13 protein-coding genes are annotated in these 14,637 nt (G+C 28.8%); 3 read left to right on the top strand and 10 right to left on the bottom strand.

Annotation, left to right across the window (positions count from 1 at the left end; all coding sequences use genetic code 11):
• Nucleotides 1-112: 112 nt before the first annotated feature.
• From HW119_RS14335 to HW119_RS16860, 4 genes are all read right to left on the bottom strand, one after another.
• Nucleotides 113-1,009, bottom strand: coding sequence for a 3-hydroxyacyl-CoA dehydrogenase (locus HW119_RS14335; RefSeq protein WP_177765552.1), 897 nt, complete (start codon nt 1,007-1,009; stop codon nt 113-115).
• A gap of 50 nt (nt 1,010-1,059) precedes the next feature.
• Nucleotides 1,060-2,766, bottom strand: a complete 1,707-nt coding sequence (locus HW119_RS14330; RefSeq protein WP_177765550.1) for a CotH kinase family protein — start codon at nt 2,764-2,766, stop codon at nt 1,060-1,062.
• Between the two features lie 13 nt (nt 2,767-2,779).
• Nucleotides 2,780-3,172, bottom strand: a complete 393-nt coding sequence (locus HW119_RS16865; RefSeq protein ID WP_317171537.1) for a vancomycin high temperature exclusion protein — start codon at nt 3,170-3,172, stop codon at nt 2,780-2,782.
• A 79-nt stretch (nt 3,173-3,251) separates the two neighbouring features.
• Entirely contained in the window at nt 3,252-3,413 is a 162-nt protein-coding gene (locus tag HW119_RS16860; protein WP_317171489.1) for a hypothetical protein, read from the bottom strand.
• Between the two features lie 90 nt (nt 3,414-3,503).
• Here HW119_RS16860 and purB point away from each other — a divergent pair, with 90 nt between their 5' ends.
• Nucleotides 3,504-4,850, top strand: a complete 1,347-nt coding sequence (gene purB, locus HW119_RS14320; RefSeq protein ID WP_177765548.1) for an adenylosuccinate lyase — start codon at nt 3,504-3,506, stop codon at nt 4,848-4,850.
• Nucleotides 4,851-4,892: 42 nt separating this feature from the next.
• Here purB and HW119_RS14315 read toward each other — a convergent pair whose 3' ends face one another.
• From HW119_RS14315 to HW119_RS14300, 4 genes are all read right to left on the bottom strand, one after another.
• Entirely contained in the window at nt 4,893-5,714 is an 822-nt protein-coding gene (locus HW119_RS14315) for a hypothetical protein (RefSeq protein WP_177765546.1), read from the bottom strand.
• 49 nt (nt 5,715-5,763) lie between these two features.
• The gene (locus HW119_RS14310; RefSeq protein WP_177765544.1) at nt 5,764-6,240 is read right to left on the bottom strand and encodes a hypothetical protein; all 477 of its coding nucleotides are present in this window, start codon (nt 6,238-6,240) and stop codon (nt 5,764-5,766) included.
• A gap of 204 nt (nt 6,241-6,444) precedes the next feature.
• Nucleotides 6,445-8,220: an AMP-dependent synthetase/ligase gene (locus HW119_RS14305; protein WP_177765542.1), complete on the bottom strand. Its 1,776-nt coding sequence runs from the start codon at nt 8,218-8,220 to the stop codon at nt 6,445-6,447.
• A 127-nt stretch (nt 8,221-8,347) separates the two neighbouring features.
• Nucleotides 8,348-9,622, bottom strand: coding sequence for a DEAD/DEAH box helicase (locus HW119_RS14300; protein WP_177765540.1), 1,275 nt, complete (start codon nt 9,620-9,622; stop codon nt 8,348-8,350).
• A gap of 114 nt (nt 9,623-9,736) precedes the next feature.
• On the opposite strand from HW119_RS14300, the gene HW119_RS14295 reads away from it, so the two are divergent.
• Nucleotides 9,737-11,818 (top strand): M1 family metallopeptidase, encoded by a 2,082-nt coding sequence (locus HW119_RS14295; RefSeq protein WP_177765538.1) that lies wholly within the window; start codon nt 9,737-9,739, stop codon nt 11,816-11,818.
• A 466-nt stretch (nt 11,819-12,284) separates the two neighbouring features.
• On the opposite strand, the gene HW119_RS14290 is transcribed toward HW119_RS14295, so the two are convergent.
• Together HW119_RS14290 and HW119_RS14285 are read right to left on the bottom strand one after the other, a co-directional pair.
• Nucleotides 12,285-13,316 (bottom strand): AMP-binding protein, encoded by a 1,032-nt coding sequence (locus HW119_RS14290; RefSeq protein ID WP_177766707.1) that lies wholly within the window; start codon nt 13,314-13,316, stop codon nt 12,285-12,287.
• A gap of 3 nt (nt 13,317-13,319) precedes the next feature.
• On the bottom strand, nt 13,320-14,207 hold the full coding sequence (locus tag HW119_RS14285; protein WP_177765536.1) for a CPBP family intramembrane glutamic endopeptidase: 888 nt from the start codon (nt 14,205-14,207) through the stop codon (nt 13,320-13,322).
• 56 nt (nt 14,208-14,263) lie between these two features.
• Between HW119_RS14285 and arsC the strand changes: the two genes are divergently transcribed.
• Nucleotides 14,264-14,605, top strand: coding sequence for an arsenate reductase (glutaredoxin) (arsC, locus tag HW119_RS14280; RefSeq protein WP_177766705.1), 342 nt, complete (start codon nt 14,264-14,266; stop codon nt 14,603-14,605).
• Nucleotides 14,606-14,637 lie beyond the last annotated feature (32 nt).

The following is a 14,637-nucleotide window of genomic DNA, read 5'->3' as shown; positions in this document are numbered from 1 at the left end:
CGGGTGAAGCGATATCCTTTTTCTGAATTTTAATTTAGAAAAAGATTTAGCGAAACACGTGCCGATTAAAAAACGACTTCGGATTTTTTGTAAGCGGAACGCCAAGGTTATTTTATTTCAAAAAATCTTTGTCTTTATAAGCCGGATTTGGGTATTTGTAAAAACCTTCACCAGTTGCAACTCCCAACTTATTTTGATCGATAAAATGCTGCTTAAGATACTCAACTGTTTTTATTTTAAGTGGATCATTTGTTTTTTGAGCCGCCATTTGGTTGATGTTATATGCCGTTGTGATACCAACAATATCTAAAATTGCAAAAGGACCAATTGGCGCACCAGTTGCAATCATCCAAGTTTTATCAATGGTTTCGATGTCCGAAACTTCGTTTATAAGTAGGTTTGTTGCCGCGCTTAAAAAAGGTACTAATAAAGAATTTAGGATGTAGCCTGGCTGTTCTTTATGAAGTGGTAAAGTTACCATTCCGATAGCTTTTGCAAAGTCAACAATAGTATCGAATGTTTCTTTTGAGGTTTCGGAATGTCCCATGATTTCGGCTGTATTATTTATCCAAATTGTATTAGCGAAATGTAAAGCACAGAATTTCTTTGGACGCCCCGTTGCTTGTGCAAACATACTTGGTAATAAGGTTGACGAATTTGTAGCGAACAACGTTTTTTCTGGAGCTAAATTTGCTAGTTGTTTATAGAAACTAAATTTGCTAGCCAGATTCTCTGGAATGGCTTCAATTACTAAATCAGCATTTTTTACAGCTTCTGCTAGATTTGAGTTGTATTGTAGATTTTGGAACGTATTATTTAACTGTTCATCGTTTGCATTTAAATCGCGTTTATAAGCATTTGCTAACGTATCAAATTTTGATTTTGCTTTCTCTAAAACCTCATCGTTTATATCGTAAACAGTTACTTTAAAACCATGAAATGCCGTTTGAAATGCAATTTGATAACCTAAAACACCACTTCCTGCAACTGTAACATTTTTAATATTCATTTTATACTTTTTTTAGTTTTATTAAAATTACAAAAAAAACGAAAATGAACTTATCTATTTACAATGATTTTATGAACTTCTTGTAAATCTTTATTCTTTATTTTAAAGATATAAATTCCGTTACTCAAATTAGATAAATCTATTTGTTTTTGTTGAGTATTAAAATTTTCTGTTAGTACGATTTGACCTAAATTATTGTAAATTTCTAGACTAAAAATTGATTCAATTGTTGAATTGATTTCAACGAAATCTGAAGCTGGATTTGGATAAATCTTGAAATTATTTTTTTGTGAATCGAATTCATTTCTAGAAAGTATATCACATTCTTCATTAAAAACTGTGTCGAGATAAGATAATCTATCTGTTATCCAATCTGACATATAGGTCAGATTTCCTGTATAATAATCAAAATCATCCCAAACTAGAGTTTCTCTTTCATAAACTCCGTTTTGTAATAATAAATTATAATTTGTATTAAACATGTTCATTATTGAAGAATGTGTAATATCATTTTGTCTTAGTGATTGCCATTTTGAACGTAGTTTATCACGAAATCCATTTTCACTACAATCGTTAATTAAACGATCATAAAAGCCATTGGTTAAAAGATCTTGTGTTTCAGTATCATTAGATCCCGTCCACATGGTTCCAAAAGTTCCATCTAAATCCCAAGGTACATAAAAGTACGGTGTGTTTGTATCGTATTTTGCAATGTAAATGTTTTTACCGGTATTGTCCGTGGCTCTTAACAAGTTTAAGAAAATATAATAATCTACTAAATTATCAATATGGAATTTTGTACTGTAATTTGCATAAAAATCGGTATCTGTTGAGTTAATTATAAAATCACTTAAATCATATAAATTTTGCCAATTAATTTCTTCATCTGGATGTTTATATTCGAATCCATCCCATATATCAGAGTTGTTATCAAAAGGAGGTAAGGTATAGAAGGTTGTGTTTCCCCAATGGTCACCTTTGTATAATTCGCCACGAATTGTTCCGTTATGTTTTTTTAATTTTAATTGTTTTCTTTTAACTTTTTCTCCCAAACAATAAATTCCACGATATTCATTATTAACGAAGAGTTCAACATAATTCATTCTTACAGCATTAATAGCTTCGGGTTCGTTTTCAATATAATGTAAATCATTGATTATTCTCCAAATGTCGAAATTTGTTTTATTACGAATTCTTAATGGTTCATTTGCCATAGCTTGTAAATTCCAACTATCTTCTGTAACCATGTTTAATAATGAATGGTCCTCAGTATCTGTTCCTAATGCATCTGTCCAAAACTTAATTTCCATTGATTTTTTAGGAAGGCTTTGACTATAACCACCTCGATATTGAATACCAATATCAGACTCTAAATAATTCTGATTTTTTTCAATCATTTTAAAATTAGCCCACACATCTGGTTCGTCAACAATTGTGTTTGATGTTGAAATTGAGATTATAGGAAACTCGGTAAAATAAAGTATAAAATTGGAATTTTGTGATGGTATGAAAATGGAATATGGTGTTCCGATTTCAATTGTGGAAACAGGACTTATAAAAGAACATAATTCACCAATCATGATATTTGTCTTTAATCCTATCCAATTGGTATTTATATAATCAATATCCATGTTTGTTAAAACTATATGATTTGTTGTATCAATAAAAAATTGATTCTGATTTACAATTATAGTTTCATTTGCATGCATCTTTATGGATATAAAAATGAATATAATAAGTAATTTATATGATTTCATAGTAGTTAATTTTTTATTCAATTTTAATTTTATCTCCTTTAAACTTAGGTTCTGTGCGTCTAAGAATATCTAAAAAAACTTTTAAGCGCGCAAAGTATTCTCGTACTTGTGTTTTTGAAATGGTAACTGTATTGACATCTTTTGCATTAAATCCGAATGCTTCAATACCATATTTATCAGCAATATAAATAGTGCGTTGATTATGAAATTTTTGTGAAATGATAATTATATCGTCTTGACTGAAAATTTCATTAGTACGAACTACTGAATCCAAAGTACGAAAACCTGCAAAATCTAGAAAAATATGTTCTTCTGGAATTCCTCTTTCAATCAATTCTAATTTCATTTCTTCAGGTTCATTATAGCCTTCAACACTATTATCGCCTGAGGCTATTATATATTTTATTTTTCCAGCTTTGTAAAGTTCAACTGCTGTATCAATCCGATTATAAAAATATTGGTTTGGATTTCCGTTTGAATAATTTTTATTGGTTCCTAAAAAGCAATCCTACTTTTTTAAAGGGAACATTTTCAATTTTGTCCGAATGTTTTTCTTTTGTACAATTTATAATACTTCTATTTGCAATAATTGTTGCAATTAAAACAACAATAGAAAAAATGCCAATTGCTTTTAAAATTCTTTTCATTTCAATTAAAATTTCAAAATTCAATATACGTAATATTTTTAAACTCGTAAAAAGCTAACTATATTTGCATCTTAACAACACAATTAAATTATGCTTACAGAATTAAATGCTATTTCACCAATTGATGGTCGTTATAGAAGTAAAACACAAGCTTTAGCACCTTATTTTTCTGAGGAAGCTTTAATTAAATATCGCGTTTTGGTAGAGGTTGAATATTTTATTGCACTTTGTGAATTGCCTTTACCTCAATTACAAAATATTGACAAAGTTATTTATCCGTCGTTACGTAAAATTTATGAAGATTTTTCTACGGAAGATGCTTTATGGATTAAAGAAACTGAGAAAACAACCAATCATGATGTAAAAGCTGTTGAGTATTTTATTAAGCAAGCTTTTGACAAATTAGGTTTACATGAACATAAAGAATTTATCCATTTCGGATTAACTTCTCAAGATATAAATAATACCGCAATTCCATTATCTACAAAAGATGCGTTTTCAAATGTTTATATGCCAACTTTAATCAACGTAATTAACAAGTTGAAAGAGTTAAGCATGGAATGGAAAGACGTTCCGATGTTAGCAAGAACGCATGGTCAACCTGCATCTCCAACACGTTTAGGAAAAGAGATTCATGTTTTTGTTGTGCGTTTAGAAGAGCAATTACGTTTGTTAAACAACGTTCCGTTTGCTGCTAAATTTGGTGGCGCAACCGGTAATTTTAATGCACATTTTGTAGCTTATCCTACAAACGATTGGAAACAATTTGGAGAAGATTTTGTTGAAGGAATTTTAGGATTAAAACATTCATTCCCAACAACACAAATTGAACATTACGATCATTTTGCTGCATTTTTTGATGCATTAAAACGTATTAATACCATTTTAATTGACTTAGATCGTGACATTTGGCAATATGTTTCAATGGAATATTTCAAGCAAAAAATAAAAGCTGGAGAGATTGGTTCATCAGCGATGCCACATAAAGTAAATCCGATTGATTTTGAAAATTCTGAAGGTAACTTAGGAATTGCAAATGCTATTTTTGAACATTTAGCAGCAAAACTTCCAATTTCTCGTCAACAAAGAGATTTAACAGATAGTACTGTTTTACGTAATGTGGGTGTTCCAATGGGACATACAATTATTGCTTTTGAAGCAACATTAAAAGGATTGAATAAATTGTTATTAAACGAATCTAAATTCGAACAAGATCTAGAAAATAATTGGGCGGTTGTAGCTGAAGCCATTCAAACGATTTTGAGAAGAGAAGCTTATCCAAATCCGTATGAAGCATTAAAAGATTTAACTCGTACAAATACTGCAATTACTAGAGAATCTATTCAAGAATTTATTTCTAATTTAAATGTTTCTGATGAAATAAAATCTGAATTAAAACAAATTACACCTAGTACTTATTTAGGAATTCAATTTTAAATATAAACAAAAACGAGAACTTTAAAGTTCTCGTTTTTTTATTTACCAATTCGTAATCAATAGATTTCTAGCTGCTTTTATGCTACATTTTTGATATTTTGAATAGGCTTGTGCCGCTCGATTTCTAATCGATTCATTTGATTCATTATTCACGTAACCTTCTAATGCATCGTGAATAATGTAAGCTTCAGGTGCCATTAAATGACTTGTCCAAACTATCGGATTTACATTATTATCTTGCATCAAAGGACCAAAAAACCGCTTGCTATAACAAGCTAAAATAATCACATCACGTTGTTTTTTGTCTAAATTTATAAATTCATTTTTTAATTGAAAATCCATTAAACCATCATGTCCAATATATGTAATTAAATTTGCATTGCCATTAATTCCAATAACTTCATCATTGATATGAATGGTATCTTTGAACTGTCCTGAACTACTTTTTAAAAAATCAATCGTAGTTTGTTCAATTTCTTTGCCATCATAAGCATCCGCAATTAAATAAAAGTTTTGAGTTTTATGCTTAAAAACCAAGCGTTCAAGAATGGTTTCATCTATTTTAGTTTGTTTCAGTAATTCCCAATCTTTACTCTTTTTAAAATAAGTTCGAACTCCATAACCTGCTCCCCAATATAAATTATTATTCGGATCTTGACCATTCCCAATTTTGGCAGGTACAGGGACAATTCCTTGATATTTATTATCACAAAGAGCAACTAAAATATGTGCCGTTTTAATTGAATCGTTATAAACTAATGAATCTTGAGTACTAATTTCAACATCATTTTTTACATTTTCAATTTTAGTTTGACAGTTAAAAATTAAAAATAAAATAGGCAAGAAGTAAGTCATCTTTTTCATTTATAGAAGTTTAATAAAGAATTTAGGAATTCAAATTCTCAATTACAGTTTATAATAAAATGTATTTTTCAGCTATTAAATTAAAAATACGATTTTTTTTCTTTTCAATAATTTCTTCGTAAAGTTCAATTTTAATAGATTTAATATTCTTGGGTAGTTTTATTGTTTCTTCTTTTGAATAAGTATAATTACAAATTTGATCAAATTTTTTTCTACTAATCGGTTTAATTTCTACAAAGTGTTTTATATAAAAAATTCCGTTACTGATTTCTTGTTTATTTTTAATTTTCTTTATCGTCTTTTGAAACATTTTGTCAGATCGAATTAATCCATTTAATCGATATTCGATTTTCTCATCATTTAGATTAAGAATAGTTATGTAAAAATGTTTTGATTCATTTTTATAAAAAATGCTATTATTTTCTATAACTGTATCTATTTCATTAAAATCATCAATTAAAAATGTAGATATTTTAATTTTTTTATCTGCTTTTGAATTAAATAATGAAAATATTCCTTGTAGCATGACTTTATGTTTTGTCAGTTGATTTAAATATTAGTATATGGAATATATTTAGAAAAATTTTCTAAAATCGTATCTAAAAAAATAATAATTATTTAAAAATATGGAATTTTTACCAAATAAAATATCCCTGATTTCATTGATATTTTATATAAATTTTTTAATAAAAAAATCCCAAAGGAATAACAACCGATGGGATTTTAATTTTTAATGTTGGTACATTTTATTGTACTCGTTTATATATTTTTCTTTTATATGTCTGCGTTTAAATTTTAAAGTAGGCGTAAGGTGACCTGCTTCGATACTCCAAACATCAGGTGTTAATTGAAAAACTTTTATTTGTTCCCAATTACCAAAACTTTTGTTTATATCGTTAATTACTTTTTGAATTCTATTAATTACTTGCTCATTTGCAATAAGTTCTGTATTTGATGTTCCTACATTTAAGTTTTTGCGTTTTGCCCATTCGCGAACAAAATTAAAATCGGGTTGAATTAAAGCTCCAGGCATTTTTTCACCATCACCAACAACCATAATTTGTTCGATAAAACGAGAAGCTTTCATCGCATTTTCTAAAGCTTGAGGAGCGATGTATTTTCCTCCAGAAGTTTTGAACATTTCTTTTTTACGGTCGGTAATTTTCAAGAATCCATCTGTATCAATTTCTCCAATATCTTCGGTATGGAAATATCCATTTTTGATAACTTCGGCAGTTTTTTCAGGATCTTTATAATATCCTAACATCACCGAATCACTTTTGGTTACTATTTCTCCATCTTCAGCAATCTTAACTTCAAAACCATCTAATGGTTTGCCGACAGTACCATATTTTAAATTTCTATTTCGTAAATCATTTACTGCAATTACCGGAGAAGTTTCGGTTAAACCATAACCTTCCATGCAAACCATTTCGGCAGCAGTGAAAGCTCTACCTAAACGTTGCTGAAGGGCCGCACTTCCACAAACAACCGTGTTTAAATTTCCGCCTAAAGCTTGTTTCCATTTAGATAATACTAATTTACGAGCAATACTTAATTTAAAGTTATACCAAGCTCCGTTTTGTCCGTAGGGCTGAAACTCTTCTGCTAGTTCAACAGACCAGAAAAATAGTTTTCTTTTAATACCAGATAATGCAGCTCCTTTTTCAATGATTCTATCATAAACTTTTTCTAGTAAACGAGGAACAACGCACATAACGTGAGGTTTAACTTCAACTATATTTTCTCCAATTCTATCGATTGATTCTGCAAAATAGATTTCTAAACCACCATATTGATACAAATACAAAAGCATACGTTCATAAACATGGCAACAAGGTAAAAAACTTAATGCTCTATCACTTCCATAAACAAATGGTACGCGATTTTGACATCCCATAAAATTTGAAATTATGTTTTTGTGAGATAACATAACTCCTTTTGGTTTGCCAGTAGTTCCAGAAGTATAAATAATAGTTGCTAAATCATCTGTTTTAATATTGCTTTTTCGAACTTCAACTTCTGATTCATTATTTAAAGTATTTCCTAAAGCAATTAAATCATTGATATTTTTACATCCATTTATTTTATCAAATGAATATAAATCTTTAACTAAAGGAAGTTTATCTTCAATAGCTTTAATCTTATTATATAAAATTTCATCAGATACAAAACATAAGTTTGCTTCTGAATGGTTGAAAATATAATCAAACTCTTCAACAGAAACCGTTGGGTAAATCGGTACATTTTGTGCTCCAACTTGTAAAATAGCAATATCCAAAATATTCCATTCAGTTCTGTTCGCAGTTGTGATTACAGCAATTTTATCATTAGGTTGTACACCAATATGAATTAATGCTTTTGAAATTGCATTAACCTTTTCTAAATATTCTTTACTCGAAGTTTTTTTCCAATTACCATTACTTTTTGTAGCAAATTGTACAGGTAAATTATATTTTTCGTGCGCATAGTAAGCGACATCGAATAAACGCTCAACTTTTATCATGTTCTTTTTTCTCTATCACAAATATGAAGAAAATATTTTTAATATAGATTATAAAATTATTTAATAAAATATTTTTTATATGATTTTAAATTCCTAAAAAATAAAAAGAATCCTTAATGTAGGATTCTTAATACCATCTTTTTTTATTCTTTTTTGAACTATCAGATTTTCTAGAATTCGAATTATTTTTTGATGTTGAATTTCCGTTTTTAGGATTTGTTTTCTTTTTATTTCGGAAATCAGGTTTGGCATTTGGATTTTTTTCTTTCCATGGAAACGGATGGTCTAAAACTTCTTTAGCAACAATTCGAGTTAATTTTTTAATTGCCTCCCAATAAACCTTTTCGTCTTTACCGCAAAAAGCAATCGAAGTTCCTTCCATTCCAGCACGACCGGTTCTACCAATTCGGTGAACGTAAGTTTCTGGAACATTTGGCAAATCAAAATTGATAACGTAATTAAGCGCATCAATATCGATTCCGCGCGAAGCGACATCAGTTGCAACTAAAATATCTAATTGCTTATCTTTAAAATTCTTTAAAATTTCTTCGCGTTTATTTTGTGATTTATCTCCATGAATTCCGTCAGCATTTAAATTGTTTTTCTGAAGATATTCAACAATGGAATCAACACCGTGTTTGGTTCTTGCAAAAATTAAAACATTTTTTAAATTTTGTTCAGAAATGATATGGAATAATAGTTTCTTTTTATCTTCTTTTTCGACAAAATAGATGCGCTGTTTCACTTGAATCGAAGCACTCGAAATCGGGTCAACCGAAACAAATGCAGCATTTGTCATAAAATCATCCGCTAATTCACGAACAGCCATTGGCATGGTTGCAGAAAATAAAAGCGTTTGACGATTATCTGGAGTCAATTTAATTACTTTACGAACATCGGCAATAAAACCCATATCTAACATCAAATCAGCTTCATCGATAACCAATTGATGTACGTGGTCTACATTAATATGTTGTTGTTTGTATAAATCTAAAAAACGTCCTGGTGTGGTTACCAAAACATCAATTCCGCTTTTTAACGCATCAACTTGAGGAACTTGATTTACACCTCCATAAAGTACCAAAGTTTTGATATTTGTAAATTGAGAATATTTAACAAAATTTTCTTCTATTTGAATGGCTAATTCGCGAGTAGGAGTCAAGACAACCGTCCGAATTAACTTTCTTTTTTTAGCAGAACCAACAATTTTATGAATATCGTTTATGATTGGGATGGCAAATGCAGCTGTTTTTCCTGTTCCTGTTTGTGCACATCCAACTAAATCTTTTCCTTCTAAAATTAAAGGAATAGCTTTTTGTTGAATTGGAGTAGGTGACTCATAACCAACATCTTTAATCGCTTCTAAAACATTATTGTTTAATTTAAAATCTGTAAACTGCATAAATTGTTATTTGTTGCAAAATTACGTTTTTTTAAGTGAAGCTTGTAATTTGACGCAAATAAATAATCAGATTATAAAAGTTTTACTATTTTTATGACTTACTTTAATGCATCTATGAAAAAAATATTACTTCCTGTATTTATCTTATTATCTCAAATAACAATTGCTCAAAATCAAGTCGATTTTATTAAAGCCAATGCAACTATTGATTTTGATATTTCGCAACGAAAAATTTTAGGAAATGTTTCTTATACATTTGATTTGAAATCTGAAATTGATACCATTAGAATTGACGCCAAAAATATGCAAATTCAATCGGTTTTGATTGACGGTAAATCAGCTGGTTTTAAATATGATAACAAGCAAATTAAATTGTATGCAGGTTATAAAATCGGAAGTAATAATTTAGCTATAAAGTACAATACAATTCCAAAACAGACCGTTTATTTTGTTGGAACTGGAAATGATTTGCAAATTTGGACACAAGGACAAGGAAAATACACTTCACATTGGTTGCCAAGTTTTGATGATTACAATGAAAAGGTTATTTTTAATATGTCAATTTCGTTTGATAAAAATTACCAAGTTGTTTCAAACGGAGTTTTAGCAAATAAAAAAACGAACGGAAATAATGTTACTTGGAATTATCAGATGGAACAACCGATGAGTTCTTATTTGTTAATGTTTGCAGTTGGTAAGTATGATGTTTCTACGCAAAAAAGTACTTCTGGGATTCCGATTGAATCTTACCTAAAACCTTCGGATAAAACAAAATACGAAAGTACATATCAACATACCAAACAAATGTTTGATTTCTTTGAAAAAGAAATTGGTTATAATTATCCTTGGAAGATTTATAGAAATGTTCCGGTTGAAGATTTTTTATATTCAGGAATGGAAAATACAACATCCACCATTTTTAATCAAGATTTTGTAGTTGATAATATTGGAGCATTCGATAGAAATTACGTTAATGTAAATGCGCATGAATTGGCACATCAATGGTTTGGCGATTTAATTACTGCAAAATCGGGTAAAGACCATTGGTTACAAGAAGGATTTGCAACATTTTATGCACTTTTGGCTGAACGCGAAATTTATGGTGATGATTATTTTTATTGGGAGCTTTACGAAATGGCCGAAAAAATTCAGAAAGAAAGTCAAAATCAAACCAATACAACCATCTTAAGTGAAGGTTCAACTTCATTGACTTATTATGAAAAAGGAGCTTGGGCGTTATTTGCATTAAGAAATCAAATTGGTGATGCTAATTTTCAAACAGCTGTAAAAAACTATCTTACAAAATATGCTTTTCAGAATGTATCGACTGATGATTTTTTAAAAGAAGTTGAAAATGTTTGTAGTTTTGATTCAGCTAAATTCAAAAAAGATTGGTTGAATAACAGTAAATTCGATATTAAACAAGCCGTTTTTTTATTGAAGAATAATCCAATGATTCATCAGTATTTAGAATTGATTGACAAACAAGCTTTACCATTTGAATCAAAAAAAGAGTACTTAATTAATACTTTAGTTAATAGTCCTTATGACAAAGTAAAACAAGAAGTTATATATCAAATACATAATGTTTCATATCCAGAAGCAAAAGAATTTTATGATTATGTAGCGCAATCAGATAATCTAAAAGTACGTCAAGCAATGGTTCAAATTTTGAAAGAAATTCCGAATGAATATGTTGAAACTTATGAAACATTTCTAGATGACGAATCTTACATAACTCAAGAAATCGCTTTAAAAAACATTTGGTATCAACGTCCAGATTTGAAACATAAGGTTTTAGATAAATCTAAAAATTGGGAAGGTTTCAACGATAAAAATTTACGAATTACTTGGTTGATGTTGGCATTAGCAACTGATAATTATAATTTAGATAAAAAGCCAAATTGGTATAAAGAATTGGAAGGTTATGCATATTCAAAATACAACAGCAATGTTCGAATGAATGCTATTTCTGCAATGTGGTTTTTGAATCAATACGATAGCAACACATTACCACATTTAGTAAATGCATTAGTTAGCCATAAACCACAATTCAGAAAATTTGGACGTGAAGCTATTATTAAATTGTGTTCTAAAAAAGAATTTAAAAAACATTTTACCGATTTAATTCCTTATTTACCTGAAGACGAGCATGTAGCATTAAAAAAAATAATGAGTGAGATTGATAATCAATAAAACGAAGTATTTATTTAAATGGATGATTTTTTAATTAATTCATTTACTTTTAGTTTTTTTGATAAAAAATTCATTAAAGAAAAAAAACAAAGTGAATAAAAATGATATTAAATTTTTCCTTTAATAATAATTCTGGAGCCAAAATAAATTCGATAATATTCATAGTTATTATTTCAATAATTTAAACAACAGCATTAAGTTTAGATTTAAAATTTGATAAGATCCAAATTGTCATTAAAATTTCTTAAAAACCAATTAGATTTACAAAAAAACTGCTTGTTTTTTATCTTAAATTGTAGAAATTAATATTTGATATCTTGGAACTAAATTTATACTTTAAAAATAATAAGTTAATTAGTCAAGCTGAAATAATTATAAAATTTATAAAAAAATATTTATTTTCTAGTGTTTTTATTTTAAAATAGAAAAAAAATTAATGAATTGAAATAAATTTAGCATTAAGCTTTTATCTTAAATTATCTTTTCTTAAAATTTTACCTGTTGCGGTTTCTTTGAAATTCGTTACAAATTGAATTTCTTTAGGCTTTTCAAACGGCAATAAAACATCAAACATTTGAGGTTCTATTAGATAAGGCTCGCTTTCAATCACCAAAACCAATTTATTTCCTAAAACAATATCTTCTTTACCGATTACAAAAAATCGATACGAAATAAAAGGTGCCAATTTTTCTTCAATTTGTTCAGGAAAAAGCTTGACACCACCCGAATTAATCACATTATCGACGCGCCCCAACCATTTGAATTGATTTGGAGTTTTAAATTCAACCAAATCATTAGTAACTAGTTTATCTGGATTTACGCTAGGTGCATCGATAACTAAACAACCACGAGCATCAACCGAAATTTGAGCATGCGGAAGTGGGGTAAAAAATTCTTCTGAAATTTTCTTAGCTGCGATATGCGTAATGGTTTCGGTCATACCGTAAGTTTCGTAAACTTCAGAAGTCGAATCTAAAATCAATTCTTTAACTTTTAAATCTAGTTTTGCACCACCTACAATTAATTTTTTTATCAGATGAAGTTTATCAACACTATTAATTACTTGCAAAGGCACCATCGCAACAAAATCGTAAGTTTTAATAATTTCACTTAATGGATTTGAGCTTGGATTTACCAAATCTAAATGTAATCCCAAAATCAAAGAGCGAACAAACATTAATTTCCCTGCAATGTATTTTGTTGGTAAACAAAGTAACGCCGAATTGGTTGGTTGTAAATTAAAATGGATTCCGGTAGCTTTTGCAGAATTGATAACTGCTTGCTTTTTTAATTCGATTTGCTTGGGAGTTCCGGTTGTTCCCGAGGTTGTTAATGTAATAAAATCATTCGTATCAAACCATTGCATAATCAAATTTCCAAAATCTTGTTTGTAAGTTTCGTCTGAATTTTGATACTGATTTGCAAGTTCAATTAATTGTTTTTCATCATAAAATTCTCCATTCAAACGGAAATTGTTATGAATATAATTTGTGTTCATCATTTAAATCTTTCCTGTTAATTTATTTTTCCAATCGTTCCATTTGTATTTTTTAGCAAACAAAAAAATCAAAATCGGAAACACTACTAAAACTTGAATGTAAATTTCTGTAAAACTCATCGATTCAACATTTTGCTCAAAAATTGCATTTGTTTGCAATGCCGAATTTTTTGAGGTTACCAAAAGTGCACCAACTAAATTATTCGCCGCATGAAAACCTAAGGCTAATTCTAAACCATTGTCCATTAAAGTTATGATACCTAAAAATAAACCTGTACCGATGTAGAAAACCATCATTTGCATGCCGTAAGCTCCAACTTCTGGATTCGCAATATGTAACAATCCGAATGAAATTGAAGTAAACAAAAGCGGAAACCATTTGTTTTTAGTTAATAAACCTAATCCTTGCATTAAATAGCCGCGAAACAAATATTCTTCAAAACTGGTTTGCAACGGAATTAATACAATTGCTAAAACCAATAAAACAAGAAATGGTCCTAATTTAAAATTGATTAAAAAATCATCTGGTGAAATAAAATATTGAATCAAAATTACAGAAACAAGAATTGCTGCCCAAAGAAAAAATGAAAAGAATATTCGTCTAATATCAATTTTTGGCCTTGCTGTGGTTAAGGAAGTAATGGTTTGTTTATGAAAAAATTTAACCCAAAGAAGTAAAATCACACATAAAAAAGACAGCGGAACAATCATAAAAGCAAAGGTTAAATTCTTTCCAAAAACTTTTATTGTTGCTTCAATCAAATCATTAGTACTTGCATCACTGGCTAAAGTTGCAACATAGTTTAATCCCATAAACAGAAAGAAAACCAATGGAAAAGGTAAATATTTGATTAACGATTCTTTTTTGTTTTTTAATTGTTCGATATACATTTTTTTATATTTTGATTCCATTCGAAGTTACATTAAATTTGATAAAAAATAAAATGATGATTACAATTTATCACAATCCGCGTTGCAGCAAATCAAGAGAAGGTTTATGCTTTTTAGAAGAACAAAAAATACCGCATAGTGTTGTAAAATATTTAGATGAAGGTTTAAGTATCGATGAATTAAATAGAATCATTAAAATATTAAATATTTCACCCATTGAACTTGTTCGTACAAAAGAGGCAATTTGGAAAGAGAATTATAAAGATAAAACACTTACTGACGATGAAATAATTAAGATATTGTCAGAAAATCCGAAGTTAATTGAACGTCCAATTGTGATTAATGAAAATCATGGAGTTATCGCACGTCCATTTTCGAGAATTAATGAGATTATTTAATCTACAAACAACAGCTCTTTAACAAAATATTA

The sequence above is a fragment of the Flavobacterium sp. I3-2 genome (genome assembly GCF_013389595.1).
Lineage (GTDB): Bacteria > Bacteroidota > Bacteroidia > Flavobacteriales > Flavobacteriaceae > Flavobacterium.
This window is presented reverse-complemented; position numbering and strand designations above follow the sequence as displayed.

Coding starts and splice junctions, on each gene's coding strand:
- HW119_RS14335 (WP_177765552.1), bottom strand. CDS start 1,009: ATGAATATTAAAAATGTTACAGTTGCAGGAAGTGGTGTTTTAGGTTAT.
- HW119_RS14330 (WP_177765550.1), bottom strand. CDS start 2,766: ATGAAATCATATAAATTACTTATTATATTCATTTTTATATCCATAAAG.
- HW119_RS16860 (WP_317171489.1), bottom strand. CDS start 3,413: ATGAAAAGAATTTTAAAAGCAATTGGCATTTTTTCTATTGTTGTTTTA.
- purB (WP_177765548.1), top strand. CDS start 3,504: ATGCTTACAGAATTAAATGCTATTTCACCAATTGATGGTCGTTATAGA.
- HW119_RS14315 (WP_177765546.1), bottom strand. CDS start 5,714: ATGAAAAAGATGACTTACTTCTTGCCTATTTTATTTTTAATTTTTAAC.
- HW119_RS14310 (WP_177765544.1), bottom strand. CDS start 6,240: ATGCTACAAGGAATATTTTCATTATTTAATTCAAAAGCAGATAAAAAA.
- HW119_RS14305 (WP_177765542.1), bottom strand. CDS start 8,220: ATGATAAAAGTTGAGCGTTTATTCGATGTCGCTTACTATGCGCACGAA.
- HW119_RS14300 (WP_177765540.1), bottom strand. CDS start 9,622: ATGCAGTTTACAGATTTTAAATTAAACAATAATGTTTTAGAAGCGATT.
- HW119_RS14295 (WP_177765538.1), top strand. CDS start 9,737: ATGAAAAAAATATTACTTCCTGTATTTATCTTATTATCTCAAATAACA.
- HW119_RS14290 (WP_177766707.1), bottom strand. CDS start 13,316: ATGAACACAAATTATATTCATAACAATTTCCGTTTGAATGGAGAATTT.
- HW119_RS14285 (WP_177765536.1), bottom strand. CDS start 14,207: ATGTATATCGAACAATTAAAAAACAAAAAAGAATCGTTAATCAAATAT.
- arsC (WP_177766705.1), top strand. CDS start 14,264: ATGATTACAATTTATCACAATCCGCGTTGCAGCAAATCAAGAGAAGGT.